Consider the following 21,837-nt stretch of genomic DNA (forward strand, 5'->3'; position numbering starts at 1 on the left):
ATAAATCGTCAATTTTGTGACACATTTTCAATCTACTTACTATTAAAATTCTAGGGTATTATTGATATAATGTTTATAAATATTACAAAATATCGAATGACAACTAGGCTTGAGGTGCGGAAAATACGATAATCTCTACTTATCGTTCCCATTCTCTGCCTTTATCTATGTCAATCAATCAGTGGGGTGTTTTACATTGTTTAAGAAACGTAACCTTAAATGGTTAGCAGTTCTCGCAACGATTATTATGGCATGGGTTCAATTAGGAGGCGCACTTGTTACTAAAACAGGTTCAGCAAACGGCTGCGGTTCATCATGGCCGTTATGCCACGGTGCATTCTTGCCGCAAAACCTTCCAATCGATACCATCATCGAACTCAGCCACCGTGCTACATCATTATTATCATTAATCGTTGTTTTATGGCTTGTCATTACAGCTTGGAAAAACATCGGGTATATCAAAGAAGTAAAACCTTTAGCAATTATCAGTGTCGGTTTCTTGCTGATCCAAGCACTAGTCGGCGCAGCTGCAGTACTTTGGCAGCAAAATGATTATGTACTTGCGTTGCACTTCGGGATTTCATTAATCAGTTTCTCATCTGTCTTCGTACTTACACTTATCATTTTCGATGTCGATAAAAAATACGAAGCGAATAAAGTGCACATCGACCATAAACTTAGAATCTATACATGGACAATGGCCATTTGTTTATACGTTGGTATTTACACAGGTGCCCTTGTACGTCATACCGATTCTTCATTAGCCTATGGTTCTTGGCCATTACCGTTCGCAGACTTGATTCCGCATACTGAACAAGACTGGGTACAACTTGCACACAGACTCTTAGCTCTTGTCGCAAGTATCAGTGTCTTCCTCGCATTCAACTATGCGATCAGACATTACCATGAAAACCGTACAATTCGTTATGGTTACACAGCCGCATTATTATTAATCGTGCTTCAAATTGTGACTGGCGCATTATCCATCTTCACAGGTGTTAATTTATTAGTCGCATTATTACACGCATTGATTATCACATTTGAATTCGGTTTAATCGCCTACTTCATCTTATTAATGCTGCGAACAAGACGTGCAGAAAAAGCAAATCAATAATATATTCAATGCATCCGTTCATCTTATTGGTGAGCGGATTTTTTACGCATACAGAGAAAAAAGATGCCCTGCGCTGATACGCAAGACATCTTAATCAATGATTATTCATCTTTTTCAAGTTCTACTAATAAATCTCCAGTTTGAATGCCTTCGCCATTTGTGACAGTGACTTGTTTCACTGTACCGCTGAATGGCGCTTGGACTGTTGTTTCCATTTTCATTGCTTCAGTGATTAACAGTGCTTGACCGCTGTCTACATGGTCGCCTACTGCTACTTTCACTTCTGAAACTGTACCAGGCATTTGTGCACCGATATGGTTCGGATTAGATTTATCTGCTTTTGGTTTTACAGTTTCATTTGTTTTAACATTTTCATCTTGGATTTTAATTTGTCGTGTTTGACCGTTCATGATGAAGAAGATCGTTCTGACACCTTTTTCATCCGGTTCAGTAATCGCTTCTAAAGTTATAATCAGTGTTTTACCTTTATCAATTTCAACTTCCACTGTTTCTCCGACTTGCATACCGAAGAAGAACGTTGGTGTATCTAATAAAGAGACATTGCCGAATTGTTCTTTTGTCGCAATATATTGTTCGTATACTTTCGGATAAATCGCATAACTGATTAAATCTTGTTCAGTAACAGGTTTATCTTGTTTTTCTTGAAGTTCTTTGCGCAATGCTTCGAAATCAATCGCTTCAAGATATTCGCCAGGACGTTCAGTTAAAGGTGTTTGACCTTTCAATACAACTTTTTGAAGTTCTTTATTGAAGCCGTCAGTCGGTTGGCCGATTTCACCTTTAAAGAATGATACCACTGATTCTGGGAAATCAAGTTTATAACCGTCGCGTAAAACATCTTCTTCATTCAAGTCGTTTTGAACCATGTATAATGCCATGTCTCCAACTACTTTAGAAGATGGTGTTACTTTAACAATATCGCCGAATAAGAAGTTGACACGGCGGTACATATCTTTCACTTCGTGGAATCGGTTGCCAAGGCCTAAACTTTTCGCTTGTTGGTTTAAGTTAGAGTATTGTCCGCCAGGCATTTCGTATTGATAAATCTCTGTATTCGGAGATTTGAAATCACTTTCGAAATCGCTATAGTAATGACGGACTGTATCCCAATATTGTCCTAAACGCTCTAAGCCGTTGATATTGGCACGTGCATCACGTCCAAAGCCGTTTAATGCATAATACAATGAGTTGGCACTAGGCTGACTTGTTAAGCCGCTCATAGAAGATACTGCAGTATCGATTACATCGACACCTGCATCAGCTGCTTGTTTATAAGTTAAGATACCGTTACCGCTTGTATCATGTGTATGCAAGTGGATAGGAATATTAACTGCTGCTTTTAATTCTCCTACTAATTCATAAGCTGCTTTAGGTTTTAGTAATCCGGCCATATCTTTGATGGCTAGAATATGGAAACCTTCACGCTCTAATTCTTTCGCAAGGTTCACATAGTATTCCAATGTGTAAATGTTTGAACGCTGCGGATCTAAAATGTCGCCTGTATAACAAATTGTACCTTCAGAGATTTTACCTGCTTCTTGTACCGCTTCATTCGCAACTTTCATTTGATCTAACCAGTTCAATGAGTCAAAGATACGGAAGACATCAATACCTGCATCGGCACTTTCTTGCACGAATTTTTTAATGACATTATCCGGATAGTTTTTATAACCTACTGCGTTAGAAGCACGTAATAACATTTGGAATAAAATATTAGGAATAGCTTTTCGCATTTTCTCTAATCTTTCCCAAGGATTTTCTTTTAAGAAGTTATACGCAACATCAAATGTAGCACCGCCCCACATTTCTAATGAGAACGCATCTTGCAAGATTTCTGCTGTTTCAGACGCAATCGCAAGCATGTCATTAGTACGCACACGAGTCGCAAGCAATGATTGGTGCGCATCACGGAATGTTGTATCTGTAATCAACACATCATCTTGTTTCAATAACCAATCCGCTACTGCTTTAGGTCCTTGTTCATCCAAGATTTGTTTTGTACCTCTTAATTGATTGATTTTGTTTTGAGGCACACGCTCAATATGCGGACGCTCAAATTCAGGTTTCGGACGTTTTTCAACATTCGGGAAACCATTGATTGTCACATTACCGATATATTCCAATGTTTTCGTACCACGGTCTTGTGTCGGTTTGATATCGAAGAGTTCAGGAGTTTCTTCGATAAATTTCGTTGTGTAGTCGCCTTCTTGGAATTGTTTGTTTCTGATTACATTGATTAAGAATGGAATATTCGTTTTAACACCGCGAATACGCATTTCTCTCAAAGAACGATCCATCTTTTCAATTGTTTGTTTAAACGTTAAAGCGTGTGTAGACAATTTAACTAATAACGAGTCATAGTAAGGTGAAATTTCTGCACCTTGGAATCCGTCACCTGCATCTAAACGGACACCGAAACCGCCGCTTGAGCGATAAGCAATAATATGGCCTGTATCAGGCATAAAGTCGTTTGTCGGATCTTCTGTTGTGATACGGCATTGGATTGCATAACCTAAAGTATGAATGTCCTCTTGATACGGAATACCGATTTCATCACCGAATAATGATTCGCCGTCAGCCACAAGAATTTGAGACTTCACAATATCAATACCAGTAATCATTTCAGTAATAGTATGTTCCACTTGTACACGAGGGTTGACTTCAATAAAGAAGAACTCATTGCCGGATACTAAGAACTCGACTGTACCCGCATTCACATAACCTACATTATTCATTAATTGCAGCGCTGCATCGCAAATACGCTGACGAAGTTCTGGGTCCATTCCTACAGAAGGTGCAACTTCTACTACTTTTTGGTGACGGCGCTGTACAGAACAATCACGTTCATAAAGATGCACAATATTGCCGTGTGCGTCACCGATGACTTGCACTTCGATATGTTTTGGTTCGTTAATATACTTTTCAATATAAACTTCACTGTTGCCGAATGATTTTTGTGCTTCAGATTTCGCACGTGAAAAAGCTTCTTCTAATTCTGATTCCTCATTCACGATACGCATACCTTTACCACCGCCGCCGCTAGTGGCTTTAATCATTAACGGATAACCAGCTTCTTTCGCAAAATCAGCTGCTTTATGATAATCCTCAATCGGTCCGTCTGTACCAGGGATAACAGGCAAGCCCGCTTTAATTGCTGTTGCACGTGCTTTGACTTTATCACCGAACATATCTAAATGTTTTAATTCTGGTCCGATAAAGATAATGCCTTCTTCTTCACAACGTTCTGCGAAGGTTTCATTCTCACTTAAGAATCCATATCCTGGATGAATCGCATCTACTCCTGCATTTTTAGCCACTTCAATAATACGTTCAATATTCAAATAGCTGTCTGCCGGTCCTAAATCTTCACCGACCAAATAAGATTCATCTGCTTTGTTTCTATGTAATGAACCCTTGTCCTCATTCGAATAAATCGCTACTGTTTTAATATTTAATTCAGTGGCTGCACGGAAAATACGAATTGCGATTTCACCGCGGTTTGCTACCATTAATTTATTAATCTTCTTCAAGTGATCAACCCCCAAAAATCAATTATTAGAATTTTCTAAACCTTTGTTGTAAATTTTATTATACCAAAACACGAACATTGATGACAGTTAATTTCACAGCCCGTTCACAAAAATAAGCTTTGCTTTTTGTTTTCACAAAAGACTTTACTTAATTCTGCTTTTAAAACAATGTCTCATGCAGCGGTAATAATATGACTTATCTAAACATACAGATATTATATCATATTTTCTTATAACCAATCATAACTTTTGTTTATATACTTCACTTAAAGCAATCATTTTAACTTAACTTTTAATTCTTAACATTGCTTGCACTCCACTCAGAAAATGTTTGTGTTTTTGTTAAGAAAACGTAAAAAGATATAAAAAAGACCAAGAGATAGGAAATCTCTCGGTCCTGAATATTAATATCTTCTTGGAATATCTATATGTCGCTGCTGTGCTGCTCTTTTTTCCATTTTGATTTGTTTCGCCGTTATCAATAACAAGCCTAAGGCTATACTTAAACTGATCATTGAAGAACCGCCGAAACTGATAAACGGCAATGGTACCCCTGTTAACGGGATTAATGCTGAAATACCGCCTAAGTTAACGAAAGTTTGACTTCCGATATAACTAGCGATACCTACACAAACCAATTTATAAAAATATGACTGTGTTTGTGCAGCTAGCTGGAATGCTCTGTATACAATAAAGAACAAGAGGCCAAGTACAAAAAGACCGCCGATTAAGCCCAGCTCTTCACATATTACTGCGAATATAAAATCGGTATGCGGCTCTGGCAAGTAACCAAGTTTCATCACACTGTTGCCGATACCTTTACCAAATAATCCGCCATTGCCTATCGCCATTAATGAGTTGGAAATATGGTAACCTGTTCCGGATTCATAGTGGAACGGGTCTGTCATAATTCTAAAACGGGCAACCAAGTATGCGGGCAGCCAGCCTAATGCGGCAAATAAAATCAGCGAGGCGATACCGCCGGCTGCAATCAATCCGCCCCATTTCAGTATCGGTTTAACCCAGATACCTGCATAAAAGACTATAGACATAAAGATAATCGTAATCAGCATGGTTTGCCCTACGTCACGCTGCAGCAATACTAAAAAGATACAGCCTATGATTAATAATATAGGTCCTAATATCACTTTAGAATTGCTGAGCACTTTGGCACGCTTTTTGTTAATCATATACGGCAAATATAAAATGATTGCAATTTTCAACAGCTCAGACGCCTGCAAGTTCATAAAACCTAAGTTAATCCAGCTTTTTGAACCATTAATATTCTTACCTACAATCAAAGTTGCAAATAGTAATAAAAAGACGCCGATCATGACACCTTGCTGAACCTTTTTATTCTGCAGAATTTTTACATTCATGAAAAAGGCCATAAAGAACACAATGAGGAAACTCATGATGACATACATTAATTGTCTCGTATAGAAATAAGTCCCAGACACCGGTGTTCCGCCTGTCAATGTACCTTTCGTTGCTGCGACCATACTGGCACTGTAAACCATTACTAAGCCGATTAAACAGATCATAATATATGTAATTACAAGCGGGTAATCGATATATCTTGCGTACTTCCCTACATGTCGAAAGAAAGCTTTTACGTTATTCATTTATTAAATCATCCAATTCTAATATTTGAAGCAGTTTCAAATATTTTGCAGAGTTTGTTTAAGGTGCAATGACACCTTACTTCTTTTTCAACTTTCAAGATATCTTTATAAAACCATATTTTTAAGCGGTGTTGCAAGTAATTCTATAACGCTTTTTGAAATAAAAAAGCGGCTGGAGATTCTATCAAACTCTGACAGAACTGCAGCCACTTCATACGTTTTTATCTGATGCCGTTGCTTTAAACGTTTGTGAATGCTTCGTGAAGTTTAGACAATTCTTTTTCAAGACGCAGCATAATTTCTTTGCCTTGTTCAATTTCAATAAGGCCTAAATTCGCTGCAAAGTCTACTTCTTTTTGCAAACCAAACATTTGTGTATCTAATACTTCTTCGTATAATGGACATTGCGGCAATGTTAAATTGTCCATTTGTACTTTGATTAATTTCAGAATACGCTCTGCATCTTTATTTAATTGGTCATATGCCGCGTTATTTATTGTGTTCGCTTTCGTCATGACATACTCCCCCTATCATTTCTTGTCATATAAAAATTTTAGCTTACTCAATATCAAATTGCAAGTAAATTTCAATTCAGTATTTCTAATCTATGTTATCATAGACTCAGATAATATAAAGGGGAGCGCATAAAATGATACAAATTAAGGGTAAAGTCAAATTTCCGATTACTTTAGACAGTACAACTTGGATTTTTGATGATCGTAAAGTAAAAATCGAAGATTTAGAAGCAGGTGTCTTTGAAGGTACGAAGCCTGTAGAATTCCAAAACAACCGTGAATGGAACAGAGCGATTTTGGAAGGCCAAACGAACCCGCCAACACTTAATTCTGAAATCAAATACAAAAAACGTGCCATGATTGAAGATACATTTGTAATCAATATGACACCTTTCTTCAAGAATGCTGAGCCGGATGATTCAGCATCCGCAATTCGTTTGTCTAATGAAGAAGATGCTATTGAAGTTCCATTAAGCTTGTTGCCTTACCTCTTCTTTAAATTTGCGGACAAAGGCAAACGCTTATATGATGATAACGGTGTAGACAGCTTCGTGTACATACCTGAAGAAGGGTATTCACATGAATTCAAACATGTGACACATATCGAGGTGGTATAACTTGAGAAAAGTACAGTGTATCTTATGTGATACAGAAGTACTGATAGACGAAAATACGTTAGAGGCAAAACAGCTTAAAAATCATCCCATGCGTACATTTATGTGCGAAGAATGCAAAAGCCGTTTAGATGTGCCGAAACAACGTAACAATTACTATAAGTCGCAAAATAACTTTAATATTTTCACAAAAGATCATGAGTAACCATCTCATGGTCTTTTTTTCGACCTCGGAACACCATTAACTTAAATATATTTATACAAGATAAAGTATTTGAAATTAAAAAGAGCGTTTGAACCGGCAATCATTACCGATTCAAACGCTCTAACTTTATATTGAACAAATTATTCTTCTTCAGCCATAATTTGTTTTACACGTTTTGCTTCTTTTTCACGTTGAGATTTATTTAAGATTTTCTTTCTCATACGGATGTTTTCTGGTGTAACTTCTAATAATTCATCGTCATCGATAAATTCTAATGCTTCTTCAAGTGTTAAGATACGCGGACGTTTCATTACTTGTGTTTGGTCTTTTGTTGCTGAACGGACGTTGGTTTGGTTTTTAGTTTTTGTGATGTTGACTGTTAAGTCATTTTCACGGTTGTTTTCACCAACAATCATACCTTCGTATACTTCAGTACCAGGTTCCATGAAGTTTGTACCGCGGTCTTCTAAACCGATAATTGCATATTGGCTGGCTTTACCTTGGTCCATTGAAACTAATACACCGTTACGGCGTCCGCCGATACGGCCTTTAACACGTGGACGGAATTCTTCGAATGTGTGGTTGATGATACCATAACCGCTTGTCATAGACATGAATTCAGTTGTATAACCGATCATACCGCGTGCAGGCACCATAAAGATTAAACGTGTTAAACCGTTATCAGTTGTAACCATGTCTAACATTTCACCTTTACGTTGACCTAATGATTCAATAACTGAACCTGAATTTTCTTGAGGTACTTCACATTGTACACGTTCGAATGGTTCGCATAATACGCCGTCGATTTCTCTTAAGATAACTTGAGGTTTAGATACTTGTAATTCGTAACCTTCACGACGCATATTTTCAATTAAAATTGATAAGTGCAATTCACCACGACCAGCAACAATCCATGCATCCGGTGAATCTGTAGGTGTAACTTTCAATGATACGTCTGTTTCAAGCTGTTGATCTAAACGGTCTTGAATTTGACGTGCAGTGACGTAAGTACCTTCACGGCCGGCAAATGGAGAGTTGTTGACACGGAATGTCATTTCAAGTGTCGGTTCGTCAATACGAAGTACAGGCAATGCTTCTTGATGGTCATGCGGTGTAACTGTTTCACCAACGTTGATGTCTTCCATGCCTGATACTGCGATTAAGTCCCCTGCATGTGCTTCTTGGATTTCTTCACGTTTCAATCCGAAGAAACCAAAGATTTTTGTAACACGGAAGTTTTTCACGCTGCCGTCTAATTTCAATAAGGATACTTGGTCGCCGACTTTAATCGTACCTCTGAACACACGACCGATACCGATACGGCCGACATAGTCATTGTAGTCTAATAACGCAACTTGGAATTGTAGCGGCTCATCTCTGTTATCTACAGGTGCTGGTACATATTCTAAGATTGTTTCATATAATGACTGCATGTTTTCATCTTGTTTATCAGCATCTAAGCTTGCTGTACCGTTAACAGCAGATGCATATACTACTGGGAATTCAAGTTGTTCGTCGTTTGCGTCTAATTCGATAAATAAGTCTAAGACTTCATCCACAACCGCTTCAGGGCGTGCTGCTGGTTTATCGATTTTATTCACTACAACAACAGGTTTCAAGTTTTGTTCTAAAGCTTTTTTCAATACGAAACGTGTTTGAGGCATTGTACCTTCGTAGGCATCAACAACTAATACAACACCGTCTACCATTTTCATGATACGTTCAACTTCGCCGCCGAAGTCAGCGTGTCCAGGTGTATCCAAAATATTAATTCTAGTGCCTTTATAGTTAACAGCAGTATTTTTAGCTAAAATTGTAATACCGCGTTCTCTTTCAATGTCATTAGAATCCATTGCACGTTCATCAACATGCTCATTCTCACGGAAAATACCAGATTGTTTTAATAATTCGTCAACTAAAGTTGTTTTACCATGGTCAACGTGAGCAATGATAGCAATATTACGTACGTCTTCTCTTAAATTTGTCATACTAAATTTCCTTTCTTGAGTAAATTCCCACTTCAATTTGCAACTTTTTTATTATATCATATTATTGAGCAAAGAATAATAAGGTGGGGTTTGAATGCAGAAAAAAAAATCAAAAGCAATCTTCTGGATCTATTCAGTTCTTGCAGTGATTTTCTTAGTCTTGTTTAGTTTCAGTCTAGGTGCACAAAATTACTGGTTTATGGCAATTACAGCAATTGTCTTAATCACAATTTTCGGTGCCGGCTTTACGACTAAGAAAAAATATCGCGAAAATGACTGGTTCTAACCTTTCATTTCTACCGTAACAAAAGTTTCCACTTGTTGCAGTACCCTGCAGCGTGGAGAATACACATAAATACAGTCAAAAGAAAAAGGTTGGGTTCATGCAGCTGTAATTGTGCACTTTACTTAGTTCACAATAGCATACATGGTCCCGACCTTTTATTAATTATTGATGTCTTTTTTGTAATGCTGTCAAAGTTTCTTTCTCCGTCAGCAAGTGTTTTGTTAAAATCTCCTCATGTATGGCCGCATTGCCTACAAGTACAGAGTGCGGTTGTGTAATGACTAACGGATTGCCGAGCAAGTCCGTTCCTTTACCGCCTACTTCATTTAAAATAATTAATCCGCCGGCAAAATCCCAAGGTTGTAAGCGCGGTGTAATATAAGCACCTAATTTGCCTTGCGCTACATTGATGATTTCTAAGGCCGCAGAACCATATGCGCGACAGCTTCTCGCTTCATCTACTACCTTTTTGAATATAACACCTATTGTCGGCTTTGTTAACCAGTTTGGATTAATTCCGATTAAACTTTTATTCAATACTGTATTATTAAGCGGTTTCATCAGCTGTTCGTTAATAAAAGCACCTTGTCCCGTCTTAGCATGATATAAAATATCTCTCATCACATCATAAACGAAACCAGCATACGGTTTACCATCATTATAAATACCGATAGAAATCGCAAAGTTTTCTTGCTGGTGTACGAAGTTTAATGTGCCATCAATCGGATCAATCACCCACACCATACCTTTTTGTTCTATTTCAGACATCGGTCTGCCGTGTCCTTCTTCTCCGATAAATTGATGATCTGGATAATTCTCCATAATATTATTATAAATAAAGTCTTCAGTTGCTTTATCGACATTCGTTACTAAATCATTCGGATTAGATTTTGTTTCAATATCGATATCTTGCTGCATCATTTTACGAATATTATTTCCTGCTTCTATTACTAGCCCTTTAGCAAAATCATAAACTGCCATCTGATGACACCCCTTCTGTAACATATTAACGCTATTATTTGTGAATATAATATCATTTACTCTTCATTAAGCCTAACTTATGCTACAATATTTTCAATAATAGCAAACAGGAGGCTTTATATGTCTAAATATACTTTTTCTTTAAAAAACTTTAAAGTGTTTGAAGTGCCTGGTTTAGACGCACGCATGCAAGCCATTGAATCAGATATCCGCCCCAAATTACGCAACTTGGGCGAACACTTCACAGACTTTTTAAATACACATACTGCCGACGAATTCTTTCCGCATATCGCAAAGCATGCACGTCGCACAGTAAATCCTCCAAAAGATACATGGATTGCATTTTCAACTAATAAACGCGGCTATAAAATGCTGCCGCACTTCCAAATCGGCCTTTACGAATCGCAAGTCTTTGTCATGTTCGGTGTGATGCATGAAGCGAAAAACAAAGCACAAGCCATCGACGTGTTCGAAAAGCATCTGTCAGACATTGAAAACTTGCCTGAGGATTACCGTATCTGCCCTGATCACGTCAAAATGGAAAAACCGCTGATTAAAGATTTAACCACAGCGGACTTAGAAGAAACATTAGCACGCGCCAAACAATTAAAGAAAGGCGAGTTCTTTATTGCACGCACCCTTTCTCCGCGTTCGCCTGAATTAAAATCAGACCGTGCTTTCATTGAATTCTTAGAAGCGACTTTCGAACAATTATTAAAGTTCTATCCATAATAGCATACAAAAAAACATTACACTATTTATACAGATACCTCGTGCTGATTTCAACATCAATTGCTTGAAATCAGCTTTTTATTTTCCAAAAATTTGTCCATTGTTCACAATATGTCTTTCATTTTTGTGAATTTTTAGGTTGACCTAACTTTATTTTTACTTTATCATTAAACCATTATTAGAACACATTGAATTGGGAGTGACCTTCTTGAGTAAAAGAGAGGTCAATTATAATAACGACAGCTTAGATGAAATCAATAATACTGTCAGTTTCAACTCAAACAGCAGTATTAAACAGAAATTCCTCTCCTTCTTAGGACCTGGCTTGCTGGTCGCAGTAGGCTATATGGACCCCGGCAACTGGATAACTTCCATGCAAGGCGGAGCTAAATACGGATATATTCTGTTATTCGTGATTTTAATCTCAAGTGTGTCTGCGATGCTCCTGCAAAGCATGACTGTCAGGTTAGGTATCGCATCAGGGCATGATTTAGCCCAAGTTACCAAGCATTTTTTAAACAAACCGCTCGCATTTATTTTCTGGATTATAGCTGAACTCGCAATCATTGCTACGGATATTGCTGAAGTTATCGGCAGTGCGATTGCACTTGATCTATTATTCGGAATTCCATTGCTGGTTGGTGCGATTATTACAGTATTAGATGTCTTTATCTTATTATTCATCATGAAATTCGGTTTCAGAAAGATAGAAGCGATTGTCGGTACTTTAATCTTTACTGTACTTGCTATCTTCATCTTTGAAGTATATATTGCTTCACCGGATGTCGTGAAAGTCCTAAACGGATTCGTACCTAGCAGCAGTATCATTACTGAACACGGTGCGTTATATATCGCATTAGGTATTAACGGCGCAACAATTATGCCGCATAACCTGTACTTGCATTCATCTATCGTGCAATCACGTACGTATAACAGAAGAGATGAAGCATCAAAAGCACAAGCAATCAAATATGCGACGATTGATTCTAACATCCAATTATCTATCGCATTTGTCATCAACTGCTTATTGCTTGTTCTTGGTGCCGGATTATTCTTCGGCAGCGGCAATGCGGATAATTTAGGCGGGTTCTATGACTTATATCAAGCCTTAGAACAACAACCGCTGCTCGGTGCATCGCTTGGCGGCTTAATGAGTACACTCTTTGCGGTGGCATTGCTTGCCTCTGGTCAAAACTCAACCATTACAGGTACATTAGCCGGTCAAATCGTTATGGAAGGTTTCATCAACTTGAAAATGCCGAACTGGCTAAACCGTTTAATTACGCGCTCACTCGCAATTATCCCGGTTATCATTTGCTTGATTATCTTTCACGGCAATGAAAGCATGATGGAACAACTGTTAGTCTTCTCGCAAGTATTCTTAAGTATCGCTTTACCTTTCACATTGATACCGCTTCAGCTTGCGACTAACAACTCGAATCTTATGGGACAATTTAAAAACAAATTATGGATCAACATCGTATCATGGTCTCTCATTGTGATTTTAAGTCTCTTGAATATTCACTTGATTATTCAAACGTTCCAAGAATTATAATAAAGCTAACGCACGATCAATCATTCATAGCGATTGATCGTGCGTTTTTTATCATACTCTATAATAAATTCGGCTGATGGGATAATCTAGCGGTTATTTAAAGAGTGCAATTCTCTACTTCAAACGCCTTTACCAAAAGCGACTTAAAATAAAAAACTCAGTTAGCATCACTAAATTCTGGAGGAATTAAAGCAAAACTAACTGAGCTGAATATTTAATAAAAACCTAAAAATTTATTTCAAATTTTATACATAAAGTGAATTTAACATAGAGTCCATTTAAACAGCATAATAAAGTGATATAAGGACTTATTTTGTATACCATATACATTTCATAGTAACAAAGTCTCTTATTTTAATAATTGGGTAATTACTGCTTCAAAATCTTTGCTTCCATAACCGGCTTTAATAGCCTCTTTCATTTGTTTTTCCATGACTTCAGCTACACTAACATCGATATTATTTTCTTTCATATTATCAATTACTGTTTCCAAACCATGCGTATGAACATTTAAAGAAGCAATAGTCGCGTCTTTGAATGTTCCATCATAATTTTCTAAATCATTTGGTAAATGATTTGCTATTTGTTTTACTACTCCTGGAGCTGCTGCTTCCATATGTTTAGAATACTCTGTTATAGGCAAGTCATTTTTTATACATAATGATGATCCTAACAAAGCAAACCAATATATGCCATATTGAATTGCAGATGTACTTAACTCAATAATTTCTGCAAACTGTATACCTTCTCCTACATACTGTGGTTTTGAAAGAGCAGTAAGTTCCGATTCTATTTTGTCATAAATTTCACGAGAACCTGAATATACTAAATAAGCATCTTCTGTTCCAATTTGAATTGGATAAGACAAAATAACGCTTTCCAGAGGAAGTGCCCCTTTACTCTCAACTATATCTTTAAATTCCAGTGCTTCATCAGGTTTAATTGTCGATGTATTTACTACAATTTTACCTTTCAAATTATCCGATTTAATTTGTGTAATAACTTGTTTTACTATATCAAAATTTGGGAGATTTAATAAAACAAATTCACAATCTAAAGCATTATCTAGTTTTTCTTCAAATTTTGCTCCATCATTAACAAGAGTTTCTGCAGCGTTTGGATTTTTATCAACAATTGTAACTTCATGACCTGAATTCATGAACGCTCGTATCAAAGATTTACCCATAGTTCCACTTCCAACAACAGTTATTTTAGACATACTGAAACCTCCTATAATTTATTTTGACCAATTGGTCATAATAAATTATAGCTTTCACAGAAATTAAAGTCAAAGATTTCGAAGAATCAACATAGGTTAACATTATTGAGAATTCTGTTTATTCTTTCCTCATCATTTTCTTCAAACAATGAATAGGTTAAAAGTCCTTCAACTAACGTTAATATTACCTCTGATTCAGCTACTGTTTTACTTGGATGTTTATCAAAGATTTCTCCCAGAACTTTTCTCACAGAATTATGCCAAATTTTATAAGATTCCTTTATTTTATTTTCAATTTCTAGATTCTCACTTTCTAAAATGCTTATTTTTGCAAAAATCCAGTTTTTATTCTTCTGGTTATTTATAACTATATCTTTAATAAAAAATTTGATTAAGCTTTCTTGGCTATATCTCATATTCTTATGCTTTTTAATAAAATCCTGATACCAATTTTCTATTGATACTTTATAATTATCCGTATACATCTCTATATAAGATAAATACATTTGCTGTTTGTTTTTAAAATAATAATGAATTTTTGAATGAGGCATATTGGCTTTTAAAGCAATATCTCTCATTGTAACTTTAGATAAGTTTTTTTCTTCTAAACATAATTGTAAAGACTGTAATATTTCTTTTTTTTGTAATTCTTTATCGACAATCTTAGGCATTATATATACCTCCTGTTTTATTTACATAATTCCTTATATAAGTACGAAAAAGACGTTGGAAACCCTTTTAGGATTTCAGTCTCCATAAAAAATAAGGCGCAACCCCCTAAGAGTTAAGTTACCACAAACAAGAGAAGAATTGCGTATTATGATATATTGTATGTCAAAATTCCTTAATTATAAAGGTGAAATATTATTTTCGATGATGAAGTAGAGGTTATCTATTTTAATCGGATGAAAGCTATGAATCAATTAATAAAAATTAAAATATCGAAAAAATTGGCAAAAAATAAAACGATGTTACATAGAGTTAAAAAGCAAAGATTCGTCTGTTATTCATGTCATACTTCGTTCGTCGCAGAATCTATTTTGGCTAAAAAATCATTATAGTATTTAGTACGAATTTGATGTAGGTCCTGACAAATTTAACGCACGATCAATCGCTATGAATGATTGATCGTGCGTTTTTTTAACTTTATTTTGAATCATCACCTAAATCATGTCGTGTCGGACGTTCATTTGAACTTCTTCTGCGCTGTTGTGTTAAATCATGTGTCTCTAAATCCTCATGTTGCGCAGCGTCTTCTTGATGCGCATGCTCCTCAGCACGCTTTTCACGTTGATCTAAGTCTGTATTAGGATTAGATACAGCATCGAAATAGTTATGTTCTCTGTCGTATGCTTTATCCGCTTCGCTTTTAGCTTTGCTTCTTCTGACAAACAGCATAATCCCTGCAATAAAGAATAAAATCGTTGCGATGAAGTTTGAGAAAAAGATACCCGCAATCGCCGCAATAATTAAAATGATACCTGAAGCGATACGGTTTTTCTTAATCAATACCAAACCGATAGCCGCAATAATCGCAACTACAATCAAACCTATTGTCGTAAAGATTAATGTTTGATGCAGATATTCAGGCGACATGCTTGGGTCCCCTTGTTTAAGTAAAATATCAGAAAGCATACCTTTGCCCATGAAGATGCCGATTAAGAACAATAACATATAAATCAATGTTAAGCCGACACCTATCCAACCTAGTATTTTTTCAGCTTTTCTATTCATAATTTCCCTCCCTGATTATAAAAAGTAATCGCTTTGTTAAAGCCCGTTGAAGTGGGTCTTATCAACGTAAATACCCTTAAAGCTCAAATTTATGCAATTTTATTTTATTTTGTACATAAGTTAACTTATTTTTGAAACATTACTTGGAATTTATAAAAAAAGCCGAAGTCAGTGACGTCACTGCTTCGGCTTAGTTTGCTTTATTCTTTTTCTTTTGGATTATCTTGTTCTGTTTGTTGCGCTTGTTCATTTGATTCTTCTTTAGGCGCCTCAGGTTTTGTTTTGCCTTGGTTGAAAGAACGGCGTTCTTCAAAGTTCATACGTCTTTGATTAACCGCACTTGGACGGTTTTTACGTGCCTCTTTCGCACGTTTTTTACGTTCTTTTTTCTCGCGTTTGCGTGCTGCTTTTTCTTCAGCTGTTTCACCTTTGCGCGGTTCTGGATCGCGGTATTTCACTTCTTCAGGTTCTTGTTCTTCTTGATCCATCGCCTGCTTGCGTGCTTGTTCACGTTCATACGCTTCATTTTCTTGCTGCGCTTTGACTTCATCTTCTGATTTTTGTTTGTATTTCGCCTGACGTGATAAGAATGCAGGACCAGCAGCTTCCGCTTCTGAATGTTCTGCATCGCTTGTTTCAGCACTGTCTTCTTGATGCGGTGCTTCTGAATGTTCTTCTTGTACTCTGTCTTTCTTAGGTACATAAGGTTTTACATCGTCTTCGTCATCTTCATATTGTGCATGCGGTTCGTCGCGTTTCTCATATGAAGGAACATAGCGCGGATTTCTTTCCTCTTCTTCATAGTAACCGCCGCGATGTGATGGTTCTCTGTCATATCTATCATAACGGTCATAATCATTGCCGTATGCACCTGGATAATACGGTACTGTTTCTACTCTGTCTTTACGCGCAAACATCATAATTGCGACGATAAAGAACAATACTGGAATAATAATTGTAGCTAATAACAATACAAGCGGCAGCGTAATGATAGATGCGACTAAGAATAAAATTCCTGACAGCACTCTGATATTCATTGAAATAAGTGCTAAGAAAGAAATAAGCAAGCAGACAATCAAGTAAACAATGACTGCCCATATACCATTTTGAAGCCAAATCACAAATTGTGTGGTATTTAAACTGTTATTGGCTAACACTTGCTGTGCTAAGTCGTTATTATTAATCGACTGTTCTAGATTTTGAATTGATGTATTGTTGCTGAATGACACAAGTGCAATAAACATAGTAGTTACTGTTAACAACAGTAATCCAATCCAGTTCAGCCAGCCAAGTACTTTTTCTGCGACTCTGCTGACTGGGCGTTTTATTTGTGTATATTGTGGTTCATCAGACATCATTAACACTCCCTACTCTACTTACTAAATCGTTTTATTGTAATGACATTTTGAAATTCAGAAAATGTTCATTATAATCACTTAAAATATCTTTACCCAAATCCTTGTACACTTCAAGCCTATTTTGTGTTTCTTTCGAAGGATAAAAACGCTGATCCGTTCTGATTTCTTTAGGCAATAGTTTTGCGGCAGCCTTATTCGGTGTCGCATAACCTACCCATTCAGTATTCTGCTTACTGTTTTTAGGGTCCAATAAGAAATTAATAAATTGATGTGCACCCTCTTTATTTTGTGCAGTTTTCGGTATTACCATCGTATCGAACCACAAATTAGAGCCCTCTTTAGGCACAATATAATCAAATTCAGGATTTTCTTGTACGATAGGTGCTGCGGTACCGCTCCATACTACTGCGATATTCGCTTCATGCTGTTCTAACATCATCGTTATCTCATCACCGACAATACCTTTGACTTGCGGTGCTAAGTGAGCTAAATCCGCTTCAGCTTCGTTTAAATGCTTCGGATTGGTATCATTCAAACTATAACCGAGCTTATTCAAACTCAATCCCATGATTTCACGCGCACCATCCACTAATATAATATCATTTTTAAACTTAGGATTATATAAACTTCTCCAAGATGAAAAATCTTCCTTTGGATAAGCTTCTTTATTATAAATAATACCCACTGTACCAAAGAAATATGGAATAGAATAACGATTATTTCGATCATAGGCCATATTCATATAATTTTTACCCAAATATTTCATGTTTGGCAGCTGTTGATGATCTAAAGGTACCAGCAAATGATCCTTTTTCATCTTTTGTACAGTGTACTCACTTGGGAAAGCGACATCGTAATGCGTTCCGCCGTTGCGAATTTTAGCTTCCATTGCTTCATTGGAATCAAAGGTTTCATAAACTACTTGAATGCCTGTTTCTTTCTCAAACTTTTGAATCAACTCAGGATCAATATATTCTCCCCAGTTATAAACATAAATCTTCTTGCCTGACTTTTGGTCATCCTCTGAACTATACCATTTACTTACACCAAGGCATAGCAATCCGATAACCAATGCACCGATAACCAGTTGTAGCATTCGATTCATCGCAGCACACCTCGTTTCAATGCACTATGGCGTTTAGTGGAGCGTTGAATCGTATAGTAACCGATAATACCAATCATAATCACACCGAAGATCAAAGTAGAAATCGCATTGATTTCCATACTGATACCTTTACGCGCCATCGCATAGACTTCTACAGATAAAACACTGAAGCCGTTCCCCGTCACAAAGAAACTGACAGTAAAGTCATCTAATGAATATGTCAAAGCCATAAAGAACCCTGCAATAATTGCCGGCATCAAATTCGGAATCATAACACGATTCAAGACTTGCCAATCTGTGGCCCCTAAATCTTTAGCAGCCGTAAACATATTCTGGTTCATCTCATACAATTGCGGCAAGACGATAATGACCACAATCGGAATACAAAATGCAATATGCGAAATCAATACAGTCCAAAAGCCGAGGCCCATGCCTGTAAAATGACCAATCGCAGTAAACATAATTAAGAAAGATGCCCCGATAACAACATCAGAAGAAACTAACAAGACATTATTCAATGTTAAAAATGTTAATTTCATACGCTTATGGCGCAAGTGATACAATGCTATGGCACCGAAAGTACCAATGACTGTCGAGAGCGCCGCAGCTAAAAGTGCCACTGCGATGGTGTTGAATAAAATCGACATCAAACGGTCATTTTGAAACAACGTTTGATAATGTTCTAACGTAAAACCTTCAAAATGAATCATATTGCCGCCAGAGTTAAAGGAATATACCATTAAAAAGAGTATCGGGATATATAACCCGATAACGAGTAATCCTAAATATAATTTGCCATACCATGTCATGATCTGCGCCCTCCCTCGTTGCCTGATTTCGTGATGACTAAAACGAATGCCATAAAGACAATTAAAGCAATCGCAATGGTAGAACCCATGCCATAGTTTTGTATCACCAGAAATTGTTCTTCTATCGATGTCCCGATATTGATGACTTTATTACCTGCAATCAAGCGTGTAATCATGAATAATGAAAGTGCAGGAATAAATGTGACTTGTATACCAGATAATACCCCTGCTTTCGTCAAAGGCAAAATCACTTTGCGCAATGTAATCCACTTATTCGCTCCTAAATCAGTAGAAGCTTGAAGCAGATTATCAGGGATTGATTTCATACTGTTGAATATCGGCAAGATCATAAATGGAATGTAAATATAACTTGCTACAATAATAAAGGCAGCTGCAGTAAATAATAATTCTATTTTCGGAAGATGCATCACACCTAATATTTGATTGATAATACCATCATGACTGAAAATCCCGATAAATGCATACGTCTTGAGCAGTAAATTAATCCAAGTCGGTATGATTAAGATCAGTATCCATAAATTTTGATGGGCTGATTGACGAATAAAATAAGCCGCAGGATAACTGATTATCAATGTGACAAGCGTAATCACTGCCGCATAGAAAATAGAGATTCCCATCATCTTCAAATAACGCAGACTGAATATTTGCTGATAATTGCTGAAACTGAAATGCCCATGAATATCTAAAAATGAAAAATAGACTAATAAAATGACTGGAATGATAATAAACCCAACCATCCAAATCAAATACGGCACAAATAAAAATTTATTTAATTTTGTCATCAGCTAGCCCTCATAGCTTTCAATACGTTTGTCAAATTCTGCTTCCGTTTCACCCGGCACCATAATATGAATCGCATCAGGTTCAAAGTATAAGCCGACAGCCGCACCTGTTTGTGCTTTCTTTGTCGATTGAATCATCCATGCATAGCCTTCTTTATCTCGACAATTGATTTCATAATGCACACCTCTAAAGAGCATTGATTCGACGACCGCTTCAAACAGCCCCTCGCTTGGCGCTGTAATCGAGATATCTTCCGGACGAATCACAACTTCTATCTTTTGTCCTTTAGGAATACCCATATCCACACACTCTATCTCTTTATCATAGATATTAACCACACGATCCTTCACCATTGTACCTTCAATAATATTTGATTCGCCGATAAAATCAGCCACAAAACGATTTACAGGTTCGTCATAGATATTTAACGGTGTATCCAGCTGTTGAATTTTGCCGTCTTTAATCACCGCAATATAGTCGCTTAAAGCCAGTGCTTCTTCTTGGTCATGAGTCACAAATATAAATGTAATCCCCAAGCGCTTCTGCAAGGCACGCAATTCATACTGCATCTCTGTACGCAGCTTTAAATCTAAGGCTGATAGTGATTCATCCAACAATAATATTTTTGGTTCATTGACCAATGCACGGGCAATGGCTACACGTTGTTTCTGTCCGCCGCTCATTTCATCTATCGTACGCTGATCATAACCTTCTAATTTAACCAGTTTTAATGCTTCAGTTACTTTTTCTTTAATTTTAGCTGGTTTGACTTTCTTGATTTTTAATCCGAACGCCACATTTTCAAAGACATTTAAATGCGGAAATAAGGCATAGTCTTGAAAGACAGTATTGACTTGGCGCTGATTGGCTGGGATTTTATTTAGTACTTTGTCTCCATATGCGATTTCACCGGAATCCGCTTGTTCAAAACCGCCGATGATTTTTAAAATCGTTGTTTTGCCGCAGCCGGAAGGCCCTAGCAATGTATAGAATTTTCCTTGTTCGAAATCAATCGAAATATTTTTTAATATAGGTTGTCCATCATATTGTTTATTCACTCCTGATAAAGATAATATCGGCATTCGTTTTTTCCTCCTATAAATACGATGCGGTCGCCACTATCATGGCTTTCACTTCAGATTGGGTTGTGTTAGACAGCTGGTGTTTTTCATGTGCTTTAAAGTAGAGTGCATCTCCTTTTTTGGCATGATACACTGTTTCGCCTAACGTTAATGTCAGTTCACCTTTTAAACAGTACACAAAAGTATCAGAGTCAGATGGCTTGAATGCCTTATAGGCTGTTTGCGGACGCAAAGTCAAAATCAAAGGTTCCATTTCAAAGTCATTCGATCTTGCGACCGGCCAATTTAAAATATAACCGTCATCATATTCATCATAGACTGCTTGTTCCGCTTTAGGGTACAGTACTTTTTCTTGTTCTTCTCCTTTAAAGAAACGTTCTGGTGTCGTGCCTAACACTTCCAGCAGCTGCAAAAAGGTTTCCATACTGGGAGATGACTGTCCGCTTTCAATTTGCGAAATATAGCCTTTTGACAAATCCGTACGTTCTGCTAATTCTTCTTGCGTCAATCGTTTTATCTTTCGCAGATTGCGCAAATTCAATCCAATATCCATACTGCTT

General features: G+C 36.9%; 20 protein-coding genes. 6 read left to right on the forward strand and 14 right to left on the reverse strand.

Features of this window, described 5'->3' with window-relative positions; translation table 11 throughout:
• Positions 1-196: 196 nt before the first annotated feature.
• A complete protein-coding gene (locus tag MUA90_RS09495) occupies positions 197-1,114 on the forward strand; it encodes a COX15/CtaA family protein (RefSeq protein ID WP_262586541.1) in 918 nt (305 codons plus the stop codon).
• A gap of 101 nt (positions 1,115-1,215) precedes the next feature.
• On the opposite strand, the gene MUA90_RS09500 is transcribed toward MUA90_RS09495, so the two are convergent.
• The 3 genes from MUA90_RS09500 to MUA90_RS09510 form a co-directional block, all read right to left on the reverse strand.
• Positions 1,216-4,665 carry a pyruvate carboxylase gene (locus tag MUA90_RS09500; protein WP_262586543.1) on the reverse strand — a complete coding sequence of 1,150 codons (3,450 nt, stop codon included), beginning with the start codon at positions 4,663-4,665 and terminating at the stop codon, positions 1,216-1,218.
• Positions 4,666-5,069: 404 nt separating this feature from the next.
• Positions 5,070-6,290 carry a cell division peptidoglycan polymerase FtsW gene (gene ftsW / locus MUA90_RS09505; RefSeq protein ID WP_262586545.1) on the reverse strand — a complete coding sequence of 407 codons (1,221 nt, stop codon included), beginning with the start codon at positions 6,288-6,290 and terminating at the stop codon, positions 5,070-5,072.
• Between the two features lie 239 nt (positions 6,291-6,529).
• A complete protein-coding gene (locus MUA90_RS09510; protein ID WP_262586546.1) occupies positions 6,530-6,805 on the reverse strand; it encodes an Fpa/YlaN family protein in 276 nt (91 codons plus the stop codon).
• A 134-nt stretch (positions 6,806-6,939) separates the two neighbouring features.
• Here MUA90_RS09510 and MUA90_RS09515 point away from each other — a divergent pair, with 134 nt between their 5' ends.
• Together MUA90_RS09515 and MUA90_RS09520 are read left to right on the forward strand one after the other, a co-directional pair.
• Complete coding sequence (locus MUA90_RS09515) at positions 6,940-7,422, forward strand: hypothetical protein (RefSeq protein WP_114603622.1); 483 nt, start codon at positions 6,940-6,942, stop codon at positions 7,420-7,422.
• A gap of 1 nt (position 7,423) precedes the next feature.
• Positions 7,424-7,624, forward strand: coding sequence for a DUF2197 domain-containing protein (locus MUA90_RS09520; RefSeq protein WP_105993822.1), 201 nt, complete (start codon positions 7,424-7,426; stop codon positions 7,622-7,624).
• A gap of 140 nt (positions 7,625-7,764) precedes the next feature.
• Here MUA90_RS09520 and typA read toward each other — a convergent pair whose 3' ends face one another.
• Positions 7,765-9,612, reverse strand: coding sequence for a translational GTPase TypA (typA, locus tag MUA90_RS09525; RefSeq protein WP_114603623.1), 1,848 nt, complete (start codon positions 9,610-9,612; stop codon positions 7,765-7,767).
• A 94-nt stretch (positions 9,613-9,706) separates the two neighbouring features.
• Between typA and MUA90_RS09530 the strand changes: the two genes are divergently transcribed.
• Positions 9,707-9,898, forward strand: a complete 192-nt coding sequence (locus MUA90_RS09530) for a DUF5325 family protein (protein WP_262586550.1) — start codon at positions 9,707-9,709, stop codon at positions 9,896-9,898.
• 162 nt (positions 9,899-10,060) lie between these two features.
• Here MUA90_RS09530 and MUA90_RS09535 read toward each other — a convergent pair whose 3' ends face one another.
• Positions 10,061-10,879, reverse strand: a complete 819-nt coding sequence (locus MUA90_RS09535; protein ID WP_262586551.1) for an inositol monophosphatase family protein — start codon at positions 10,877-10,879, stop codon at positions 10,061-10,063.
• Positions 10,880-10,999: 120 nt separating this feature from the next.
• Here MUA90_RS09535 and MUA90_RS09540 point away from each other — a divergent pair, with 120 nt between their 5' ends.
• Both MUA90_RS09540 and MUA90_RS09545 read left to right on the forward strand, forming a co-directional pair.
• Positions 11,000-11,611, forward strand: coding sequence for a YktB family protein (locus MUA90_RS09540; protein ID WP_232167105.1), 612 nt, complete (start codon positions 11,000-11,002; stop codon positions 11,609-11,611).
• Positions 11,612-11,819: 208 nt separating this feature from the next.
• Complete coding sequence (locus MUA90_RS09545; protein WP_262586553.1) at positions 11,820-13,166, forward strand: Nramp family divalent metal transporter; 1,347 nt, start codon at positions 11,820-11,822, stop codon at positions 13,164-13,166.
• A gap of 349 nt (positions 13,167-13,515) precedes the next feature.
• Here the strand turns inward: MUA90_RS09545 and MUA90_RS09550 are convergent, their stop codons facing one another.
• The 9 genes from MUA90_RS09550 to MUA90_RS09590 form a co-directional block, all read right to left on the reverse strand.
• The gene (locus MUA90_RS09550) at positions 13,516-14,385 is read right to left on the reverse strand and encodes an NAD(P)-binding domain-containing protein (protein WP_262586555.1); all 870 of its coding nucleotides are present in this window, start codon (positions 14,383-14,385) and stop codon (positions 13,516-13,518) included.
• A gap of 86 nt (positions 14,386-14,471) precedes the next feature.
• Entirely contained in the window at positions 14,472-15,056 is a 585-nt protein-coding gene (locus tag MUA90_RS09555; protein WP_262586557.1) for a TetR/AcrR family transcriptional regulator, read from the reverse strand.
• Positions 15,057-15,531: 475 nt separating this feature from the next.
• Positions 15,532-16,119 (reverse strand): DUF4064 domain-containing protein, encoded by a 588-nt coding sequence (locus tag MUA90_RS09560; protein ID WP_262586559.1) that lies wholly within the window; start codon positions 16,117-16,119, stop codon positions 15,532-15,534.
• Positions 16,120-16,319: 200 nt separating this feature from the next.
• On the reverse strand, positions 16,320-17,477 hold the full coding sequence (gene auxB, locus MUA90_RS09565) for a lipoteichoic acid stability factor AuxB (RefSeq protein WP_398577346.1): 1,158 nt from the start codon (positions 17,475-17,477) through the stop codon (positions 16,320-16,322).
• A gap of 31 nt (positions 17,478-17,508) precedes the next feature.
• Positions 17,509-18,582, reverse strand: a complete 1,074-nt coding sequence (locus tag MUA90_RS09570; protein WP_262586563.1) for an ABC transporter substrate-binding protein — start codon at positions 18,580-18,582, stop codon at positions 17,509-17,511.
• Positions 18,579-19,391 carry an ABC transporter permease gene (locus MUA90_RS09575; protein ID WP_262586565.1) on the reverse strand — a complete coding sequence of 271 codons (813 nt, stop codon included), beginning with the start codon at positions 19,389-19,391 and terminating at the stop codon, positions 18,579-18,581. The genes MUA90_RS09570 and MUA90_RS09575 overlap by 4 nt, the downstream gene beginning before the upstream one ends.
• Complete coding sequence (locus tag MUA90_RS09580; protein WP_262586568.1) at positions 19,388-20,194, reverse strand: ABC transporter permease; 807 nt, start codon at positions 20,192-20,194, stop codon at positions 19,388-19,390. Before MUA90_RS09580 ends, MUA90_RS09575 begins: the two co-directional genes overlap by 4 nt.
• Before the next feature lie 3 nt (positions 20,195-20,197).
• Complete coding sequence (locus tag MUA90_RS09585) at positions 20,198-21,277, reverse strand: ABC transporter ATP-binding protein (protein WP_262586570.1); 1,080 nt, start codon at positions 21,275-21,277, stop codon at positions 20,198-20,200.
• 13 nt (positions 21,278-21,290) lie between these two features.
• On the reverse strand, positions 21,291-21,830 hold the full coding sequence (locus tag MUA90_RS09590; RefSeq protein WP_114603633.1) for a helix-turn-helix domain-containing protein: 540 nt from the start codon (positions 21,828-21,830) through the stop codon (positions 21,291-21,293).
• Positions 21,831-21,837 lie beyond the last annotated feature (7 nt).

It is taken from the genome of Staphylococcus sp. IVB6181, assembly GCF_025561445.1.
Classification (GTDB): Bacteria; Bacillota; Bacilli; order Staphylococcales; family Staphylococcaceae; genus Staphylococcus; species Staphylococcus simulans_B.

What these genes read in the sequence shown, in the direction of transcription:
- ftsW (WP_262586545.1), bottom strand. Translation starts at nt 6,290, where the DNA reads ATGAATAACGTAAAAGCTTTCTTTCGACATGTAGGGAAGTACGCAAGA.
- MUA90_RS09510 (WP_262586546.1), bottom strand. Translation starts at nt 6,805, where the DNA reads ATGACGAAAGCGAACACAATAAATAACGCGGCATATGACCAATTAAAT.
- MUA90_RS09515 (WP_114603622.1), top strand. Translation starts at nt 6,940, where the DNA reads ATGATACAAATTAAGGGTAAAGTCAAATTTCCGATTACTTTAGACAGT.
- typA (WP_114603623.1), bottom strand. Translation starts at nt 9,612, where the DNA reads ATGACAAATTTAAGAGAAGACGTACGTAATATTGCTATCATTGCTCAC.
- MUA90_RS09530 (WP_262586550.1), top strand. Translation starts at nt 9,707, where the DNA reads ATGCAGAAAAAAAAATCAAAAGCAATCTTCTGGATCTATTCAGTTCTT.
- MUA90_RS09535 (WP_262586551.1), bottom strand. Translation starts at nt 10,879, where the DNA reads ATGGCAGTTTATGATTTTGCTAAAGGGCTAGTAATAGAAGCAGGAAAT.
- MUA90_RS09540 (WP_232167105.1), top strand. Translation starts at nt 11,000, where the DNA reads ATGTCTAAATATACTTTTTCTTTAAAAAACTTTAAAGTGTTTGAAGTG.
- MUA90_RS09550 (WP_262586555.1), bottom strand. Translation starts at nt 14,385, where the DNA reads ATGTCTAAAATAACTGTTGTTGGAAGTGGAACTATGGGTAAATCTTTG.
- MUA90_RS09555 (WP_262586557.1), bottom strand. Translation starts at nt 15,056, where the DNA reads ATGCCTAAGATTGTCGATAAAGAATTACAAAAAAAAGAAATATTACAG.
- MUA90_RS09560 (WP_262586559.1), bottom strand. Translation starts at nt 16,119, where the DNA reads ATGAATAGAAAAGCTGAAAAAATACTAGGTTGGATAGGTGTCGGCTTA.
- auxB (WP_398577346.1), bottom strand. Translation starts at nt 17,477, where the DNA reads ATGATGTCTGATGAACCACAATATACACAAATAAAACGCCCAGTCAGC.
- MUA90_RS09570 (WP_262586563.1), bottom strand. Translation starts at nt 18,582, where the DNA reads ATGAATCGAATGCTACAACTGGTTATCGGTGCATTGGTTATCGGATTG.
- MUA90_RS09575 (WP_262586565.1), bottom strand. Translation starts at nt 19,391, where the DNA reads ATGACATGGTATGGCAAATTATATTTAGGATTACTCGTTATCGGGTTA.
- MUA90_RS09580 (WP_262586568.1), bottom strand. Translation starts at nt 20,194, where the DNA reads ATGACAAAATTAAATAAATTTTTATTTGTGCCGTATTTGATTTGGATG.
- MUA90_RS09585 (WP_262586570.1), bottom strand. Translation starts at nt 21,277, where the DNA reads ATGCCGATATTATCTTTATCAGGAGTGAATAAACAATATGATGGACAA.
- MUA90_RS09590 (WP_114603633.1), bottom strand. Translation starts at nt 21,830, where the DNA reads ATGGATATTGGATTGAATTTGCGCAATCTGCGAAAGATAAAACGATTG.